The sequence below is a fragment of the Streptomyces venezuelae genome (assembly GCF_008642375.1).
Taxonomy (GTDB): Bacteria; Actinomycetota; Actinomycetes; order Streptomycetales; family Streptomycetaceae; genus Streptomyces; species Streptomyces venezuelae_G.
On sequence record NZ_CP029194.1, the window covers coordinates 8,129,147 to 8,145,575 of the forward strand.

Consider the following 16,429-nt stretch of genomic DNA (forward strand, 5'->3'; position numbering starts at 1 on the left):
CGGCAACGGGAAGGTTCTGCGCCAGCTCTGCGTCAGACGGCGTTCCAGGCCAAGCAACGGATGAGACGGGCGGCAGGACTCTCGCTGCTGGGGGCGGCCCCACCCCCAGCCCGCGCACGCCCTCGCCCCCGGGCCTCGGCCGTGACCGAACGCCCGAGGAGGCAGCCGGGACCGTGCCGGCGCCGCTACGCCGACGGGTGCGGCGGCACCGCGTCGACGAGCGCCGCCAGGGCCTCCCCGAGCGCCTGCGCTCCAGGCCCCGCCGGGCCGCCCGGCTCGGTCATGTAGACGTCACGGCGAATCTCGATCATGAGCGCGCCGACCCGCGGGTCCTTGCCGTAGTACGACAGCGGTACGTACGTCCCGGCGAAGGGCGTGTCCTTCGCCAGGCCCCCGAACCCGCCGAACGCCTCCCGTGCCGCGTCCAGCAGGGCCGGCGGCGTGTGGAAGGCGTCGGTTCCGAGGCAGACCGGCGGACGGGGGCCCTCGCCGTGCAGCTCGTACGGCAGCGGCCCGGTCGGGTACGAGTGGACGTCGACGATCACGGCCCGCCCCGTCGCCTCCAGGCGCCCCGCCACGGCGGCGGCCATGCCCTCGGCGTACGGCGTGAAGTACCGGTCGATCAGCGGCGCCGGGTCGAAGCCGGCGGGGCGGAGCGCGGCGCGGTGCGTGGTCCGCGTGTACACCGCGCCCATCCCGACGGCCAGCATCTCCTCGCGCTCGTCGGGGAACCGCTCGGGGTCGACGACCAGGCGTGACAGGCGGTTGACGAACCGCCAGGGGGTCACGCCGGCGGTCGCCGCGGCCACGGCCGCGATCTCCGCGGTGTGGGCGTCGGTGATGTGGTCCAGCTCGCGGTCCAGTTCCCCGTCGCCGAGCAGGAGGCCCTCGCGCACGTCAGGGGGTATCACCCGCGAGGAGTGCGGGACATGGAGGAGGACGGGGGAGTCCGGGGCGCCGGCGAGGACGTCGTACGAACGTGAGGTCATCGGCTCACCCTTGCACAGCCCGTGCCCGCCCTGGCGTGCGCCCCGCGCTCGCCCGTCGGCGCGGCGCCGGTCACCGGCGGTCGACCGCCACCGTCGCGTGGACGGTCTTCCCGCCCGGGCCCGCGTCCACGGTCACGTCTCGGCACAGACGGAGCACGATCGGCCAGCCGTAGCCCCCGGGGCGCAGCCCCTGGCTGGGCTGGTGCAGCGGGACCTTCCCGCTGGCGTCGGACACGGACACCGTCACCCGGTCGCGTCCGACCCCGATCCCGAAGCCCGTGACACCGCCCGCGTGCCGGAGCGCGTTCGTGACCAGCTCCGAGGTGACGAGCAGCAGGTCCTCGACCTGGGAGGGCCACAGGGGGCCGAGCGCCGCGAGGGTGTGCCGGACGAGCTGCCGCGCCTGGGCCGGGGTACGGACCGGGGACGTGCCGGCGTTCCCGGCGCCGCGCGGGTCCGTCCCGGGGGCCCGGGACCGGGTGTCGCTCCAGGTCTTCATCACGGATCCCTTTCTTCCTGTTCCTGGCCGGTTCCTCGGCAGGTGTTGAGTTTCGTCTGCCCGTTCGATCCGGGGTGATGTGTTCTTTCCGGTCGGAATCGGTCGGGAACGGACGAGGAGTGCCTTGAGGAAGCGGGGGTACGAGAACCGGGACCGCTGAACGGACCGCGAGCCAGAGGAGGTTGTCCCGTGCGGACCGATCCGGCCGAGGCGACGACGACGTACGCGACGAACGGCGTGGGCGAGGACCTGCCCTTTCCCGAGGTGCCGCACGAGGTTCCACCCCGGGACGCGCGCGCCCTGTCGAAGGTGTTCTTCCGCGAACTGGCGGCGCGGGAGGAGGGCACCGCGGGGCACCAGTACGTCCGGAACACGCTCATCGAGATGAACATGTCACTGGTGGTGTACGCGGCGGAACGGTTCCGGACGGGCGGTCCCGAGCGGGAGGACATCCTCCAGGTCGGGATGGTCGGTCTCATCAAGGCGATCGACCGCTTCGACCTGTCGCGCGAGGTGGAGTTCGCCACCTTCGCCGTGCCGTACATCGTGGGTGAGATCAAGCGCTTCTTCCGCGACACCACATGGGCCGTGCACGTCCCGCGCCGCCTCCAGGAGGCGCGGGTCGAGCTGGCCAAGGCGACCGACGAGCTGAGCTCACGGCTCGGCCGGGCCCCGCGCATCGCGGAGCTGGCGCCGGCCATGGACCTGTCCGAGGAGGAGGTGATCGAGGCCCAGGTCGCCGCCAACGGCTACCACTCCACGTCCCTGGACGCCACGTTCGCCGGAGGCGACAGCGAGGACGAGGACGCGGCCCTGGCCGACCTCATCGGCCAGGAGGACCCGGCGCTCGCCCTCTTCGAGGAGTTCCACACCCTCGCCCCGCTCGTGGAGGCCCTCCCGCCCCGCGACCGGCTGCTGCTGCACCTCCGCTTCGTGGAGGAACTCACCCAGACGCAGATCGGCGAGCGGCTCGGCGTCTCCCAGATGCACGTCTCACGGCTGCTCGCACGGAGCCTCGACCGGCTGCGGGACGGCATGACCGTGCAGGGCGGTGAGGCCTGAGGGGCGGCCCGGGGCCGGTGGTCTCAGTGGACCGAGCTCAGGAACGCGCGGGTGCGCTCCTCCGCCGGCGCGTCCAGGAGCTCGTCCGCCGGTCCCGACTCGACGATCCGGCCGCCGTCGAACATCAGGATCCGGTCCGAGACGTCCCGGGCGAACCCCATCTCGTGCGTCACGCACAGCAGGGTGATGTCGGTGCGGTGGGCGACGTCCCGCAGCACGTCGAGCACCTCCGCCACCAGCTCCGGGTCCAGCGCGGACGTCACCTCGTCCAGGAGCAGGATCTCCGGGCGCATCGCGAGCGCGCGGGCGATGGCCACCCGCTGCTGCTGGCCGCCGGAGAGCCGGGTCGGCCGCGCGTCGACCTTGTCGGCGAGCCCGACCAGGTCGAGCAGGTCCCGCGCCCGCCGCGCGGCCTCGTCCCTGCTCTCGCCGAGGACGTGCACGGGCGCCTCCACGACGTTGTCGAGGACGCTCATGTGCGGGAAGAGGTTGAACTGCTGGAAGACCATGCCGATCCGCCGCCGTCGCCCGGCCAGATGACGTTCGCTCGCCGGCACCAGCTTCCCGGGGGTCCGGCCCGGCATGTGGGAGAAGGGCTCTCCGGCCACGTGGATGACCCCGTCGGTGACCCGCTCCAGTGTCATGAGCAGCCGGAGGATCGTGGTCTTCCCGGAGCCGCTCGGGCCGATGAGGGTCACCCGCTCCCCGCGGGCGACCTCCAGGTCGAGCCCGTCGAGCACGGTGTGGTCGCCGTACCGCTTCGTGACCCGGTCGAAGCGGACTGCCAGGTCCTCAGTGGGCAAGGCGTGCCTCCAGTCGTCGTACCAGTACGGACGTCGGCCAGCTCGCGAGCAGGAACACCGCGGCGGCCAGGGTGAAGCTCTCCAGATAGGCGAAGTGGGTGCTGCCGTAGGTGTTCGCCTCGTGGACCATCTCGTGCACCGTGATCACCGACAGCAGCGGCGTCTCCTTGAACATGGACACCGCGTAGTTCCCCAGCGGCGGCAGGACATTGCGCACGGCCTGCGGCAGCACCACCGCCGCCCACACCCGCCGGCGCGGCAGCGACAGGGCCGTACAGGCCTCCCACTGCCCCTTCGGCACGGCGTCGATGCCCGTCCGGTACACCTCGGAGAGGTACGTGGCGTAGTGCACGCCCAGGACCAGGACGCCGAGCACCGGCGCGTCGAGCCCCGGGACCAGCACCCAGGCCGCGAACAGCTGCACCAGGAGCGGAGTCGAGCGGACGAACCCGGCCGCCCCGCGCACCGGCAGCGCCAGCCACACGGGACCCGCACGCTGGACGAGCGCGAGCACGAGACCCAGGACCGCCGCGACGGCGAAGCCCAGCACGGTCGCGACCAGGGTGACGCCGAACCCTTCGAGTACGGCCGGCAGAGCGGCCACGGCCGCCTCCCCGTCCCACATCACACGCCTCCTTCCTGCCCGGCACGGGCCTTCGCGGCCCGCTCCAGGGCGTTCATGCCGAGGCTCAGTACGACGGCCAGGCCGAAGTAGAGCCCCAGGAGCAGCAGGTACGAGGCGGCCGTCGCCCCCGTCGACGAGCGCAACTGGTCGATCTGGAAGGTCAGATCAGGGACCGTGACCAGCGAGAGCAGTGGCGTCGCCTTCAGCAGCTGGACGAGCAGGTTCTTGAACGGCGCGACCATCAGAGCGTGCGCCTGGGGCAGCACGACCCGCCGCAGCCGCAGCGCCGGGCCCATGCCCAGCGCGATCGCCGCCTCGGTCTGGGCGCGGGGCACCGCGGCCACCGCGCCCCGCACCACCTCGGAGCCGTACGCCCCGAAGTTGAGGCCGAGCGCGAGCACGCCGCAGGCCAGCGGCTCCAGCCGGAAACCGAGCATCGGAAGCGCGAAGAACAGCCAGAAGAGCTGCACGTACAGCGAGGTGCCGCGGAAGAACTCGACGACGAGCCGCGCCGCCGCGCGCACCGGTGGCCGCGCTGACCGGGACAGCAGGCCGAGGGCGTAGGCGAGGACCAGGGCGAGCGCGGCGCCGAGCACCGTGGCCTCGACCGTGACGAGCAGCCCGTCGGCGAGCCGCGGCACTGCGCGGCTGAGCTCGGGGAGGAAGTCAGCCATGCCGGCCGCCCCTCACCCGGTGCACAGGTCGGCGGTCCGCAGGGAACGGGGCGGCACCTCGCGCGTGGTGAAGCCGTAGCGTCCGATCAGCTCCACGAACCGGTCGGGGGCGCCGGTGATCTTCCGGAGCTCGGTGTCGAAGGCGTCCCGCAAGCCGGTCGCCCCCGGGCGGAACACGGCCCCGCCCGCGCCGAGTTGCCGCACGCCGTCGACCACCGGGACGAACGGCTCGGCCACCTCGACCGAGGCGCCTCGGTTCGTCCGCGCGAGCCAGCGCAGGGATATCGCGGTCAGCGCGAAGGCGTCGATCCGGCCGGCGAGGAGGGCGTCGAGCCCGTCCTGCTGCTTGGCCAGCGTCTTCACCGACCCTTCCGGAACCCCCGCCGCCTTCGCGAAGGACGCCTCCACCGCGGCGGTCAGCACACCGACGGTGGCGCCCTTCGCCGCGCAGGACGCGAGGTCGCTCAGCCCCTTCGGGTTGCCCTTTCGGACCATCAGCGCGGTGGGGGAGACGAACTCCGGCTCGGAGAAGATCACCTTGGCGCAGCGCTCGGGCGTGATCGACATGCCCGCGCTCACCACGTCGAACCGGTCGGCCAGGAGCCCGGGGATCAGTGCCCCGAACTCGGTCAGCGTGGGCCGCAGTTCGCGTACGCCGAGGGCCGTGAAGATCTCGCGGTGGAGCGTCGGGGCCTCGCCGGCGAGCTCGGCGCCGTCCTGGAAGCCGTACGGTGCCTCGCCGGCGAACCCGACCCGCACGAAGCCCTGCTTCCGCAGCTTCGCCAGGAGCGCGCCGTCGTCCTCGGGCGCCCCCGTCCCGGCCTGGGTGCGGGTGCACGCGGCCAGCAGGCCGGGCGTCAGGGCGAGTCCGCCCAGGAGCGCCGTTCTGCCGAGGAAGCGGCGGCGGTCGAGGGGCGCGGGGCCGGTCACGACCGGTCCCCGGGGCGCGCGGCGACGAAGGAGGGCCGCCGGACCGGGGCGGCGAAGGGGGCCTCCGGCGGGTTCTCGACGCTGTTGAAGACGAGGAACACATTGCTGCGCGGGTACGGGGTGATGTTGTCGCCCGAGCCGTGCAGGGCGTTGCAGTCGAACCAGGTGGCCGAGCCCGCAGGACCGGTGAAGTGCCGGATGCCGCAGGCGTCGGCGAAGGTGGTCAGTGCCTCGTGGGACGGCGTACCGGCGTCCTGCATCCGGAGCGACTGCTTGTAGTTGTCCTGGGGTGTGGCACCGGCGCAGCCCAGGAACGTGCGGTGCGAGCCCGGCATGATCATCAGGCTGCCGTTGGTGGTGTGGTTCGGGGTGAGCGCGATCGACACCGAGACGGTCCGCATCCTCGGGAGGCCGTCCTCCGCGTGCCAGGTCTCGAAGTCGGAGTGCCAGTAGAAGCCGCTGGCACCGAAGCCGGGCTTCACGTTGACCCGCGACTGGTGGACGTAGACCTCGGAGCCGAGGATCTGGCGGGCGCGCCCGACGACCCGGGGGTCCTCGGCCAGCCGGCCGAAGACCTTGCTGATCCGGTGCACCTCGAAGACGGAGCGGATCTCCTGGGAGCGGGGCTCGACGATCGCGCGCTCGTCCGCCCGCACGGCGGGGTCGGAGACGAGCCGGTCCAGCTCGGCCCGGAGCTCGTCGACCTCGGCAGGCGTGACGAGCTCGTCCACCGTGACGAAGCCGTCGCGGTCGTACTCCGCGAGTTCGCGGGCCCAGAAGGGGCCCGCCGTGCCGGGCTCGGACCACACGACGGGGTCCTTGCGGCCGATCAGCTCCTCCTTGGGGCCACGGGTGGGGTAGAGGTCGACGGGGCGGGTGGGTGCGGAGGGCATGAGGAAGCGTGCCGCCTTTCTCGGAGGGATCTTTTCCGTTTCGTCCGGTGTCGTGCCGGGGCTCAGGCGTCGTCCCCGGCGGTCACGCCGGGTTCGGTGAGCAGGGGGTAGACGCCGTTCTCGTCGTGGTCCTCGCGGCCCGTGACGGGCGGGTTGAAGACGCACAGGCAGCGGAAGTCCCGCTTGACCCTGAGGGTGTGGCGTTCGTGGCCGTCGAGCAGGTACATCGTTCCGGGCACGATCGTGTAGGAGCGGCCCGTCTCCAGGTCGGTGAGCTCGGCCTCGCCGGCCGTGCAGACGACGGCCTCGACGTGGTGCGCGTACCACATGGAGGTCTCGGTGCCGGCGTACAGCACCGTCTCGTGGAGGGAGAAGCCGACCCGCTCGCGGGCCAGGACGATGCGCTTGCTCTCCCAGGTGCCGGACGCGGCCCTCACGTGCCGCTCGGTGTTCTCCAGCTCGTCGAAGGTACGGACGATCATGGGGTGTCGCCTTTCGGATACGTGTTCTGGATACGTACTGCCGGGGATGGGCGGCGGGGGTCAGGCGGTGTGACGGACGGAGCGGGCCAGGATGCCGAGGCCCTCGTCGAGTTCGTCGTCCGTCGCGGTCAGCGGCGGCAGCAGCTTGACCACCTCGCCGCGCGGCCCCGAGGTCTCCACGAGCAGGCCGGTCTCGAAGGCGCGGCGGCACACCGCGTCGGCGCGCTCCCCGTCGGCGAACTCCAGGCCCCACACCAGCCCGCGGCCGCGGACCGCGAGGCCGGTGCGCCCGTCGCCCGCGCACAGGTCGAGGAGGGCGCGCTCGACCCGGTCCGCCCGGCTCAGGGTGCGCTCGCGCAGCGCGCCGTCGCGCCAGTAGGCGTCGAGGGCGGCCGTGGCGGTGACGAAGGCGGGGTTGTTGCCGCGGAAGGTGCCGTTGTGCTCGCCGGGCTGCCACACGTCGAGCTCGGGGCGGAAGAGGCAGAGGGCCATGGGCAGGCCGTAGCCGCTGATGGACTTGGACAGGGTGACGATGTCGGGCGTGATGCCCGCCTCCTCGAAGGAGAAGAAGTCGCCGGTGCGTCCGCAGCCCATCTGGATGTCGTCGGCGATGAGCAGCATGTCGTGCCGGCGGCAGAGCTCCGCGAGCGCGCGCAGCCACTCGGCCCGGGCGACGTTGATGCCGCCTTCCCCCTGGACCGTCTCGACGATCACGGCCGCCGGGTGGTCGAGGCCGGAGCCGGCGTCGTCCAGGAGCCGCTCGAGCCAGAGGAAGTCGGGGAGGTGTCCGTCGAGGTAGTCGTCGAAGGGCATGCGGATCGCGTGGTTGAGCGGGACGCCGGCGCCGGCGCGCTTGGCCGCGTTGCCGGTAAGGGCGAGAGAACCGAGCGACATCCCGTGGAAGGCGTTGGTGAAGGAGACGACCGTCTGCCGCCCGGTGACCTTCCGCGCGAGTTTCAGCGCGGCCTCCACGGCGTTGGTGCCCGTGGGGCCGGGGAACATCACCTTGTAGGGCAGTCCGCGGGGCTCCAGGACCGCGCTGCGGAAGGTCTCCAGGAAGTCCCGTTTGGCGGTCGTCGACATGTCGAGGCCGTGGGTGATCCCGTCGTCGGCGAGGTAGTCGAGGAGGGCCCGCTTGAGCGCCGGATTGTTGTGGCCGTAGTTCAGGGAGCCGGCGCCGGCGAAGAAGTCGAGGTAGGGGCGCCCCTGCTCGTCGTACAGCCGGCTCCCGGTCGCGCGCGCGAAGACGACGGGCCAGGCGCGGCAGTAGCTGCGGACCTCCGATTCGAGGGTCTCGAAGACGGAGGGGGCGGCGATGTCGGTCGTGGCGAAGTCGGTCAGGGTCACGAGGTCTCGTCTCCAGATGGGGGGCGGAACGTGGTGGGGCGTACGCGGGCGGCGGCAGCGGTTCAGGAGGCCGGCGGGCCGACCGGGCCGATGCGGTACAGCACCTCGGAGTCGTGTCCCGCCGCCGGGAAGGCGGCCGAGGGGAAGAGGACCTCCTGCGTCACGTCCGCGCCCTGGCGGCGCGCGTAGGAACGGAACAGGCGGTCGGACGCCACGTTCCCCGGGGTGACCGTCGCCTCGACCCGGTTGATTCCGTGCTCGGCCGTGACCCGAGCGGACAGGGCGTCCAGCAGGGTTCCGGCTACCCCGCTTCCGCGGTGCGAACCCTCGACGGCGATCTGCCAGACGAAGAGGGTCTCCGGCGCGTCGGGCCGCAGATAGCCGGTGACGAATCCGATCGGGCGTCCGGAGGCGTCACGGGCGACGGCGGTCGTGTCGGCGAAGTCGCGGCACCACAGCAGGTAGCTGTACGGCGAGTTGAGGTCCAGTTCGCCCGAGCCGTGGGCGATCCGCCAGAGTTCGGCGCCGTCCGCGATCGTCGGGGGTGTCGTACGGGCAGTGGCAGTGGCAGTGGTCATGGGCGCCGAAGCTACCCAGTGGATCTCGGAACTTCCTGGTCCGGAGGCCTTGTTCGGGGCCGAGGGATCGTGATAGGTGCGCCGATGGTCGATGTGGCGCGAATGCATGCTTCGGCACGCGGAAAGCGGGTCCGTATCGGGGCAAAATCACCGTTTATAACGGATGGGTAACGCCTCTTGTGCACCCCTGACGCATGCGCGAAGAGCGTGAGAAGATCCGGGATTTCGCGTTTGAAGCCGCCTGGAGCGGTCAGGCGTACGGGTCGGCCCGCGTGCGTCGCCGTACGGAACCGTCCCGGAACGCGCCGGAGCCGGGCCGGGGTGTGGCGAGCCCGGCCCGGCTCCGTTCGTGCGGTCGCGCTGGACCTACCAGATCGCCTCGACCCACTCGGGGTGGTCGATGAACGGGTTGCGGTTGCCCTGGTAGGTGCCGTAGATGATGTTGTTACGGCGCTCCTCGAAGGCGCTCGGCGGGTCCTGCTCGTTCCACTGCTTCAGGATCGAGAGGCGGCCGTGCCAGGGGACACTGCCGTTGGAGGTCGACTCGTTGGGCTCCAGGTCGGCCCAGGCGTCGTCACCCTCGTAGCGGACGGCCATGTAGAGGATCATGCGGGCCACGTCGCCCTTGTCGGCGTTGCGCGGCTCGAAGGAGTTGGAGTCCGTGTAGCTGCCGGGGGCGCCGCTGACCGCGCTGCCGCCGTTGTCCCAGTCCTTGTTCCCACGGGTGCTGTTCACCTGGACGTCGCACGCCCGCAGGTGGTGCAGGTCGGTGCCGGGGCCGGCCGAGGTGCCGAAGTTGCCGTGGGACTGCGCCCACACGTGCTCGCGGTTCCAGTCGCCCACGTCGCCGCCGTTGAGCGACTTGCTGCGCGAGATGCCGCTGTACAGCAGGGTCACGTTGTTGGTGTTGGCGGGATCCTGGTCGGTGACCTTCAGCGCGTTCCAGACGGCGTCGTACGAGATCTTCGTCTGGCTGCTGATGATCGTGTGCAGCGCGGACTTGAGGCTCGTGCCGGTCTTGCCGACGGCGTTCTTGTAGTACGTGCTGTCGTACGCGGTCGTCGTGGCACTGGCGGGCGTCGCGGTGATCGCGGGGAGGGTGACGCTGACGAGGGTGGCAGCGAGGGCCGCTGCCCACGCCTTCCATCTGCCGATCCGCACAACGGACATGGGGGGCCCTTTCCCGGGGACGGTGCGCGCGGGGCGGCGGGAACCGGCTCAAGGCTCCCGCTGTCTACGCGTGTTGACTTCGTGTCACCGGGAGGGTGGCACAGGTCAGGTACCTGTCATGTAACGGGAAAGAGGCTGTTCAGTGACGTTCTCGTATAGGGAAACCCGAACGCCGCCGAAGAGTCGGGCCCTTGGTGGTCTCAGGTGTCCCCGTGTCCTCAGGCGCCCCGGACGTCCACCGGCATCCCCTTCGGCTCCTTGATCCGTTTCATGATGATCTGCGAGTTGACCTCGGTGACCCCGGCCAGCGTCGTCAGCCGCTCGATCCACAGCCGCTCGTACGCCGCGAGGTCGGCCACCGCGATGCGCAGCAGGCAGCCGGGGCTGCCGAACAGCCGGTACGCCTCGATGACGTCCGGCACGTCCTGGAGCGCCTCCTCGAAGGCCTCCACCGTCTCGCGGTCCCGGCGCACCTCCACCGAGACGAGCACCTCGAAGCCCCGCCCCACCGCCTCCGGGTCGATGATCGCCCGGTAGCCCTGGATCACCCCGTCCTGCTCCAGCTGGCGCACCCGGCGCAGGCAGGGGGAGGGGCTGAGCCCGACCCGCTGGGCCAGCTCCTGGTTGCTCAGCCGGCCGTCGCTCTGGAGCTCGCGCAAGATGTGGAGATCGATTCGGTCCATGGCGCAATTATCTACCACGGTGAAACGATCCGGCGGCTGACTTCGCAATCGCCTTGCGCGCTCCCTGCCCTATCGTTGCGGAGCAGGGTGATTTCGGTTCGTGACCAGTAAGGACGGCAGGCAATGATGCGGACGAACGACGGAGGACCGCGCCGGATCGTCGTCATCAGCACCGGTGGCACGATCGCCAGCCGCTGGCAGGGCACGGGCTACGCGGCCGACGCCTCCGGCAGCGACGTCCTGGCCACCGCGCCCCTCCCCGAGGGCGTCACCGTCGAGGTCGTCGACCTGTTCAACGTGAACAGCTCGCGCATGACCTCGGCCCACCAGCTCGCCCTCCTGCGGACCGTCCACGAGACGTTCGCCGACCCCGGCGTCGACGGCATCGTGGTCACCCACGGCACCGACACCCTGGAGGAGACCGCCTTCCTCCTCGACCTCCACCACAGCGACGCCCGCCCGGTCGTCCTGACCGGCGCCCAGCGCCCCTTCGGTACGGGCGACGGCGACGGCCCCGGGAACCTCTACGACGCCCTCCAGGTCGCCGCCTCCGTCCGCGAGCTGGGCGTCCTCGTCGTCTTCGACGGACGCGTCCACGCGGCCCGCGGCACCGTCAAGACCCAGACCATCGCCGCGGACGCCTTCTCCGACCCCTCCGCAGAGCGCCTCGGACGCGTCGGCTTCTCCCGCGTCGACGTCGAGCGCCTCCCGGAGCGCCCCGCCCCCCTGCCGCTCCCCGACGCCGCGCTGACCGCGAACCCCGGCGCCACCGGCCCCGGTACGACCACGCCGCCGCGGGTCGACATCGTCACGCACCACGCCGACGGCGACCCGCTCTTCATCCGGGCGGCCCTGGCCGCCGGCGCCCGGGGCATCGTCCTCGAAGCGACCGGTGCGGGCAACGCCACCCCCGAGATCGTCGCCGCCGTCGCGGACGCGGTCGCCCAGGGCGTCCTCGTCGCCGTGAGCACCCGCGTCCCCGCAGGCCCGCTCGCCGAGATCTACACCGGCGGCGGAGCGGTCGACCTCGTCGCCGCCGGAGCGCTGCTCACCGGCACGCTCCGGGCCTCCCAGGCGCGGATCGCCGTCCTCGCCGCGCTGCTCGCGGAGGGCGACGGCGCCACGGACCCCGCGCGCCGCTCCGCTCTCCTGCGCCGCCTCCTGGAGGGACCCGTCCGCGTGGAGCCCGCGCTCGCCACCGGCGGCTCCCGGTCGGCCTCGGCCGTCGCCACGCGAGCCTGACCCGGACGGTGACGCGGGGGCCGGACCGTTCGACCGCCGCCCCGACCCACAGGCCCCTGAGCGGGCCCCGAAACCCCGGCTCGCGGACGGAGTGTTCCCCACCCGCCCGCGAGCCGGAGCCACCCTCCCGCCCCACTCCCTGCTGCCGTACGGCCCCGAGCCCGGCCGTGCTTCCTCACCCCGTGCGTGGACACCGGCGCCCGTACGTGGCCGCGTGTACCCGGCCGCCTCCGCCGTGCCCCCGCCCCGACGCCCATGGCCGTTCGCGACGTCCCCCTCCGCGAACGGCCCAACGCCTCACTGCTTCCGAATGCCCCTTCGCCCAGCCATCACGGGCGACACCCCATCCCGCCGAAACCCCGCTGCCCCCTGGGCGCGCCAAGCACCCCTAGGACCGCACCCATGGTTCCCGCACCCGCCCCGCACTCCACCCCCGTCCGCAGCGAGCACGACCTGCTCGGCGACCGGGACGTGCCGGCCGACGCCTACTGGGGCGTGCACACGCTGCGCGCCACCGAGAACTTCGCCATCACCGGGACGCCGATCTCCGTCTACCCCCTGCTGATCGACGCGCTCGCCGCCGTGAAGGAGGCGGCGGCCCGAGCCAACGAGGAGCTCGGTCTCCTCCCGGCCGACAAGGCCGACGCCATCGCCGGTGCCTGCAGGGAGATCCGGTCCGGGCAGCTCCACGACCAGTTCGTCGTCGACGTCGTGCAGGGCGGCGCCGGCACGTCGACCAACATGAACGCCAACGAGGTCGTCGCCAACCGCGCCCTGGAGCTCCTCGGCCACGCCAAGGGCGACTACGCCCGCCTCCACCCCAACGAGGACGTCAACCTCGGCCAGTCGACCAACGACGTCTACCCGACCGCCATCCGCATCGCTGCGATCGGCGCGGCCCGCGAGCTGCTGCTCGCCATGGCCGTGCTCCAGGACGCCTTCGCCGCCAAGGCGCTGGAGTTCCGCGAGGTCGTGAAGATGGGCCGCACCCAGCTCCAGGACGCGGTGCCCATGACGCTGGGCCAGGAGTTCTCCACGTACGCCGTGATGCTGGAGGAGGACCGCGGCCGTCTCGCCGAGGCCGTCGAGCTCATCCACGAGATCAACCTCGGCGCCACCGCCATCGGCACCGGTCTCAACGCCGCCCCCGGCTACGCGGAGACCGCCCGCCGCAATCTCGCCGAGCTGACCGGCCTGCCCCTCGTCACCTCCGTCAACCTCATCGAGGCCACCCAGGACTGCGGCGCCTTCGTCCAGCTCTCCGGGGTACTCAAACGCATCGCGGTCAAGCTCTCCAAGACCTGCAACGACCTGCGCCTGCTGTCCTCCGGGCCGCGCGCGGGCCTCGGCGAGATCAACCTGCCGGCCGTCCAGGCGGGTTCGAGCATCATGCCCGGCAAGGTCAACCCCGTGATCCCCGAGGTCGTCAACCAGGTCGCCTTCGAGGTGATCGGCAACGACATCACGATCACCATGGCCGCGGAGGGCGGACAGCTCCAGCTCAACGCCTTCGAGCCCGTCATCTTCCACGCCCTCTCGAAGAGCCTCCTCTCGCTCCGGGCCGCCTGCCTCACCCTCGCCGAGCGGTGTGTCGACGGCATCACGGCCAACACCGAGGCCCTCCGCGCGGCCGTGGAGAACTCCATCGGCCTCGCCACCGCCCTCAACCCGCACCTCGGCTACACCGCCGCCACGGCCATCGCCCAGGAGGCGCTCGCCACCGGCCGGGGGGTCGCCGAACTCACCCTGGAGAAGGGGCTGCTGCCCGCGCACCGGCTCGCCGAACTGCTCACGCCCGAGCGGCTCACGGGCGCTCCGGGCCCGTCGCTCGCCTGATCACCCGCTCCGTGGCCTCCGGTACGGTGACGGGCCTCCGCGCCCGTCACCCGCCAGGAGCCGCCGCATGCCCACCCACGCCCCCGAAAGCACCGCCCCGAAAGCACCGCCCCCGAAAGCACCGACCCCCAAAGCGCCACTCCCGCCGCCCCCGACGGTGCCGACCACGCGGCCGCCCGCCGCGTCGTGCGCATCGTCCGCGAGACCCTCGGTGAGGATGCCGTCCTCGCGGCCTGTCTCCACGGCTCCGCCGTCCTCGGAGGGCTGCGGCCCACCAGCGACGTGGACGTCCTCGTCGCCCTGGCCCGGCGCACCACCGAGCGGGAGCGCCGCGCCCTCACCGAGGCCCTGCTCGCCGTCTCGGGCAGCAGGGCGTACGAGGGTCCCGCGCGGCCCGTCGAACTGAGTCTGGTCGTCCACACCGACGTCCGGCCCTGGCGCTACCCGCCCGTCTGCGAGCACCTGTACGGGGAATGGCTCCGCGACGACTTCGAGCGCGGCCTCGTCCACGCCCCCGGGCCCTGCCCCGACCTCGCCCCGCTCCTCACCATGGCCCGCGCCGGGGACCTCTCCCGCCGGACTCGACGGCGACACCCGCAACGTGCTGCTGACCCTGGCCCGGATCCTCACCACCCTGCGCACCGGCCGGATCCGGTCGAAGGACGGGGCGGCGCAGCACGTGCTCGGCGAACTTCCCGAGGAGCACCGGCCGGTGCCGGCCGCCGCGCGGGACCAGTACCTGGCGGGGGAGTACGGGGACCGGGCGGAGCTGCTGCCCGCGGCGCGGACCCACGCCGCGTACGTAGCAGAGGAGATCAAGAGGGCATGTCCGGCCTGAAGTTACCCGGCAGTTTCTCGTGACTTCCTCGGCGGGCGGTCGTAGAACGTGTTTCCATTCACTCGCGAGTGAGGAAGATCACATGAGTGAACACCCCCTGTCCGTCCAGGGAAACCACCGCGTCAGCCGCCGCAGCTTTCTCGCGGGAACAGGTTCTGTTCTCGGCGCCGCCGCCCTCGCCGGCACGATCACCACCCCCGCCCGCGCCGAGGTCCCCGGCCTGAACTGCACCCCCATCACCGACGGTTCCCAGGTGCGCGCCCTCGTCATCGGCACCGGCTACGGCGGCTCCGTCGCCGCCCTGCGGCTCGCCCGCGCGGGCGTGGACGTCCACATGATCGAGATGGGCATGGCCTGGGACACCCCGGGCCCCGACGGCAAGATCTTCGCCAACACCACCACCCCGGACTACCGCTCCTTCTGGCTGCGCACCCGCACCAGGCAGCCGCTGAGCCAGTTCCTCGGCTTCCCGCTCGACAAGGACGTGCCCATCCACACCGGCATCCTCGACGCCGAGGACTTCGCCGGCATCACCGTCTACCAGGGGCGCGGCGTCGGCGGCGGCTCCCTCGTCAACGGCGGGATGGCCGTCACCCCGCTCCGGGAGCGCTTCCCGGAGATCCTCCCCACCGTCGACCCGGCCGAGATGTACTCCACCTACTACCCGCGCGCCAACGCGGGCCTCGGCGTCACCTCGGTGGACGTCAACTGGTGGGAGAACGCGGACTGTTACCAGTACGCCCGCGTCGGCCGCAAGCACGCCCAACGCTCGGGATTCCCCTTCGTCTTCGTGCCCAACGTCTACGACTGGGACTACATGAAGCAGGAGGCCGCCGGGTCCGTCCAGAAGTCCGCCCTGGCGGGCGAGGTCATCTACGGCAACAACGCCGGCAAGAAGAGCCTCCAGAAGACGTACCTCGCCCAGGCCGCCGCCACAGGCCGGGTGAGCGTCTCCCCGCTGCACCGGGTGACCTCCGTCAGCCCGGCCGCCGCCGGCGGCTACACCGTGGTCATCGACCAGATCGACACCACCGGCGCGACCCTCGTCACCAAGACCGTCCGTGCCGACCGGGTCTTCTTCGCCGCAGGCAGCGTCGGAACGAGCAAGCTCCTCACCCGCCTCAAGGCGACCGGTGCCCTGCCGTCGCTCAACGAGCACATCGGCAAGGGCTGGGGCGACAACGGCAACGTCATGTGCGGCCGCGCCAACCACATGTGGGACCCCACGGGCAAACTGCAGTCCTCCATGCCCACCGCGGGCATCGACAACTGGAACGCCGGCGGCGCCTTCGCGGAGGTCGCCCCGCTGCCCACCGGCATCGAGACCTACGCCTCCTTCTACCTCTCCATCACCCGCACCCCGCGCCGCGCCGAGTTCAGCTGGAACCCGGCCACCGGCAAGGTCGACCTGAGCTGGGACCGGGCCTGGAAGCAGACGTCCATCGACATGGCCAAGTCCATCTTCGACAAGATCAACAGCAAGGAGGGGACGATCTACCGCACCGACCTCTTCGGCGCGTACAAGATCTGGGGCGACCACCTCACGTACCACCCGCTGGGCGGCGCGGTCCTGGGCAGGGCGACCGACAACTACGGCCGGCTCCACGGCCACCCCGGCCTCTACGCCATCGACGGATCCCTGATCCCCGGCAACACCAGCGTCAACCCGTTCGTCACGATCACGGCCCTCGCCGAACGCAACATCGAACGGATCGTCGCCGAGGACTTCTGAGCTCGCGAACAGCCCTCCAGAACAGCCCGAGGGGCCGGCCGGAACA

16 protein-coding genes and 1 pseudogene are annotated in these 16,429 nt (G+C 71.9%); 5 read left to right on the forward strand and 12 right to left on the reverse strand.

Going from position 1 to position 16,429, the window contains the following annotated elements; all coding sequences use genetic code 11:
- Positions 1-185: 185 nt before the first annotated feature.
- Together DEJ46_RS36960 and DEJ46_RS36965 are read right to left on the reverse strand one after the other, a co-directional pair.
- Entirely contained in the window at positions 186-989 is an 804-nt protein-coding gene (locus DEJ46_RS36960; protein WP_150273396.1) for an N-formylglutamate amidohydrolase, read from the reverse strand.
- Between the two features lie 70 nt (positions 990-1,059).
- Positions 1,060-1,488, reverse strand: a complete 429-nt coding sequence (locus DEJ46_RS36965; protein ID WP_150273398.1) for an ATP-binding protein — start codon at positions 1,486-1,488, stop codon at positions 1,060-1,062.
- A 189-nt stretch (positions 1,489-1,677) separates the two neighbouring features.
- Between DEJ46_RS36965 and DEJ46_RS36970 the strand changes: the two genes are divergently transcribed.
- Entirely contained in the window at positions 1,678-2,550 is an 873-nt protein-coding gene (locus DEJ46_RS36970) for an RNA polymerase sigma factor SigF (protein WP_150273400.1), read from the forward strand.
- Between the two features lie 23 nt (positions 2,551-2,573).
- On the opposite strand, the gene ehuA is transcribed toward DEJ46_RS36970, so the two are convergent.
- The 10 genes from ehuA to DEJ46_RS37020 form a co-directional block, all read right to left on the reverse strand.
- The gene (ehuA, locus tag DEJ46_RS36975) at positions 2,574-3,353 is read right to left on the reverse strand and encodes an ectoine/hydroxyectoine ABC transporter ATP-binding protein EhuA (protein ID WP_150273402.1); all 780 of its coding nucleotides are present in this window, start codon (positions 3,351-3,353) and stop codon (positions 2,574-2,576) included.
- A complete protein-coding gene (gene ehuD / locus DEJ46_RS36980; RefSeq protein WP_150273404.1) occupies positions 3,343-3,978 on the reverse strand; it encodes an ectoine/hydroxyectoine ABC transporter permease subunit EhuD in 636 nt (211 codons plus the stop codon). The genes ehuA and ehuD overlap by 11 nt, the downstream gene beginning before the upstream one ends.
- A complete protein-coding gene (gene ehuC / locus DEJ46_RS36985; protein ID WP_150273406.1) occupies positions 3,978-4,652 on the reverse strand; it encodes an ectoine/hydroxyectoine ABC transporter permease subunit EhuC in 675 nt (224 codons plus the stop codon). The genes ehuD and ehuC overlap by 1 nt, the downstream gene beginning before the upstream one ends.
- A 12-nt stretch (positions 4,653-4,664) precedes the next feature.
- Positions 4,665-5,582: an ectoine/hydroxyectoine ABC transporter substrate-binding protein EhuB gene (ehuB, locus tag DEJ46_RS36990; RefSeq protein WP_223835369.1), complete on the reverse strand. Its 918-nt coding sequence runs from the start codon at positions 5,580-5,582 to the stop codon at positions 4,665-4,667.
- Positions 5,579-6,475, reverse strand: coding sequence for an ectoine hydroxylase (gene thpD, locus DEJ46_RS36995; RefSeq protein ID WP_150273407.1), 897 nt, complete (start codon positions 6,473-6,475; stop codon positions 5,579-5,581). The genes ehuB and thpD overlap by 4 nt, the downstream gene beginning before the upstream one ends.
- A gap of 62 nt (positions 6,476-6,537) precedes the next feature.
- Positions 6,538-6,957, reverse strand: coding sequence for an ectoine synthase (locus DEJ46_RS37000; RefSeq protein ID WP_150273409.1), 420 nt, complete (start codon positions 6,955-6,957; stop codon positions 6,538-6,540).
- Between the two features lie 60 nt (positions 6,958-7,017).
- Complete coding sequence (ectB, locus tag DEJ46_RS37005; protein ID WP_223835544.1) at positions 7,018-8,298, reverse strand: diaminobutyrate--2-oxoglutarate transaminase; 1,281 nt, start codon at positions 8,296-8,298, stop codon at positions 7,018-7,020.
- A 68-nt stretch (positions 8,299-8,366) separates the two neighbouring features.
- Positions 8,367-8,882, reverse strand: coding sequence for a diaminobutyrate acetyltransferase (ectA, locus tag DEJ46_RS37010; protein ID WP_150273410.1), 516 nt, complete (start codon positions 8,880-8,882; stop codon positions 8,367-8,369).
- A 366-nt stretch (positions 8,883-9,248) separates the two neighbouring features.
- Entirely contained in the window at positions 9,249-10,052 is an 804-nt protein-coding gene (locus DEJ46_RS37015; protein WP_150273412.1) for an endonuclease I family protein, read from the reverse strand.
- Between the two features lie 218 nt (positions 10,053-10,270).
- On the reverse strand, positions 10,271-10,735 hold the full coding sequence (locus DEJ46_RS37020; protein WP_150273414.1) for an Lrp/AsnC family transcriptional regulator: 465 nt from the start codon (positions 10,733-10,735) through the stop codon (positions 10,271-10,273).
- Positions 10,736-10,858: 123 nt separating this feature from the next.
- On the opposite strand from DEJ46_RS37020, the gene DEJ46_RS37025 reads away from it, so the two are divergent.
- From DEJ46_RS37025 to DEJ46_RS37040, 4 genes and pseudogenes are all read left to right on the forward strand, one after another.
- Positions 10,859-11,977 carry an asparaginase gene (locus DEJ46_RS37025; protein WP_150273415.1) on the forward strand — a complete coding sequence of 373 codons (1,119 nt, stop codon included), beginning with the start codon at positions 10,859-10,861 and terminating at the stop codon, positions 11,975-11,977.
- 402 nt (positions 11,978-12,379) lie between these two features.
- Positions 12,380-13,813, forward strand: coding sequence for an aspartate ammonia-lyase (locus tag DEJ46_RS37030; RefSeq protein ID WP_150273417.1), 1,434 nt, complete (start codon positions 12,380-12,382; stop codon positions 13,811-13,813).
- Between the two features lie 186 nt (positions 13,814-13,999).
- A pseudogene (locus DEJ46_RS41010) lies at positions 14,000-14,651 on the forward strand (aminoglycoside adenylyltransferase domain-containing protein).
- Between the two features lie 82 nt (positions 14,652-14,733).
- Positions 14,734-16,383: a GMC oxidoreductase gene (locus tag DEJ46_RS37040; RefSeq protein WP_150273419.1), complete on the forward strand. Its 1,650-nt coding sequence runs from the start codon at positions 14,734-14,736 to the stop codon at positions 16,381-16,383.
- The last annotated feature ends 46 nt before the right edge of the window (positions 16,384-16,429 follow it).

Excerpts from the sequence above, each read along its gene's own strand:
- DEJ46_RS36960 (WP_150273396.1), bottom strand. The coding sequence starts at position 989 with ATGACCTCACGTTCGTACGACGTCCTCGCCGGCGCCCCGGACTCCCCC.
- DEJ46_RS36965 (WP_150273398.1), bottom strand. The coding sequence starts at position 1,488 with ATGAAGACCTGGAGCGACACCCGGTCCCGGGCCCCCGGGACGGACCCG.
- ehuD (WP_150273404.1), bottom strand. The coding sequence starts at position 3,978 with ATGTGGGACGGGGAGGCGGCCGTGGCCGCTCTGCCGGCCGTACTCGAA.
- ehuC (WP_150273406.1), bottom strand. The coding sequence starts at position 4,652 with ATGGCTGACTTCCTCCCCGAGCTCAGCCGCGCAGTGCCGCGGCTCGCC.
- thpD (WP_150273407.1), bottom strand. The coding sequence starts at position 6,475 with ATGCCCTCCGCACCCACCCGCCCCGTCGACCTCTACCCCACCCGTGGC.
- DEJ46_RS37000 (WP_150273409.1), bottom strand. The coding sequence starts at position 6,957 with ATGATCGTCCGTACCTTCGACGAGCTGGAGAACACCGAGCGGCACGTG.
- ectA (WP_150273410.1), bottom strand. The coding sequence starts at position 8,882 with ATGACCACTGCCACTGCCACTGCCCGTACGACACCCCCGACGATCGCG.
- DEJ46_RS37015 (WP_150273412.1), bottom strand. The coding sequence starts at position 10,052 with ATGTCCGTTGTGCGGATCGGCAGATGGAAGGCGTGGGCAGCGGCCCTC.
- DEJ46_RS37020 (WP_150273414.1), bottom strand. The coding sequence starts at position 10,735 with ATGGACCGAATCGATCTCCACATCTTGCGCGAGCTCCAGAGCGACGGC.
- DEJ46_RS37025 (WP_150273415.1), top strand. The coding sequence starts at position 10,859 with ATGATGCGGACGAACGACGGAGGACCGCGCCGGATCGTCGTCATCAGC.
- DEJ46_RS37030 (WP_150273417.1), top strand. The coding sequence starts at position 12,380 with ATGGTTCCCGCACCCGCCCCGCACTCCACCCCCGTCCGCAGCGAGCAC.
- DEJ46_RS37040 (WP_150273419.1), top strand. The coding sequence starts at position 14,734 with ATGAGTGAACACCCCCTGTCCGTCCAGGGAAACCACCGCGTCAGCCGC.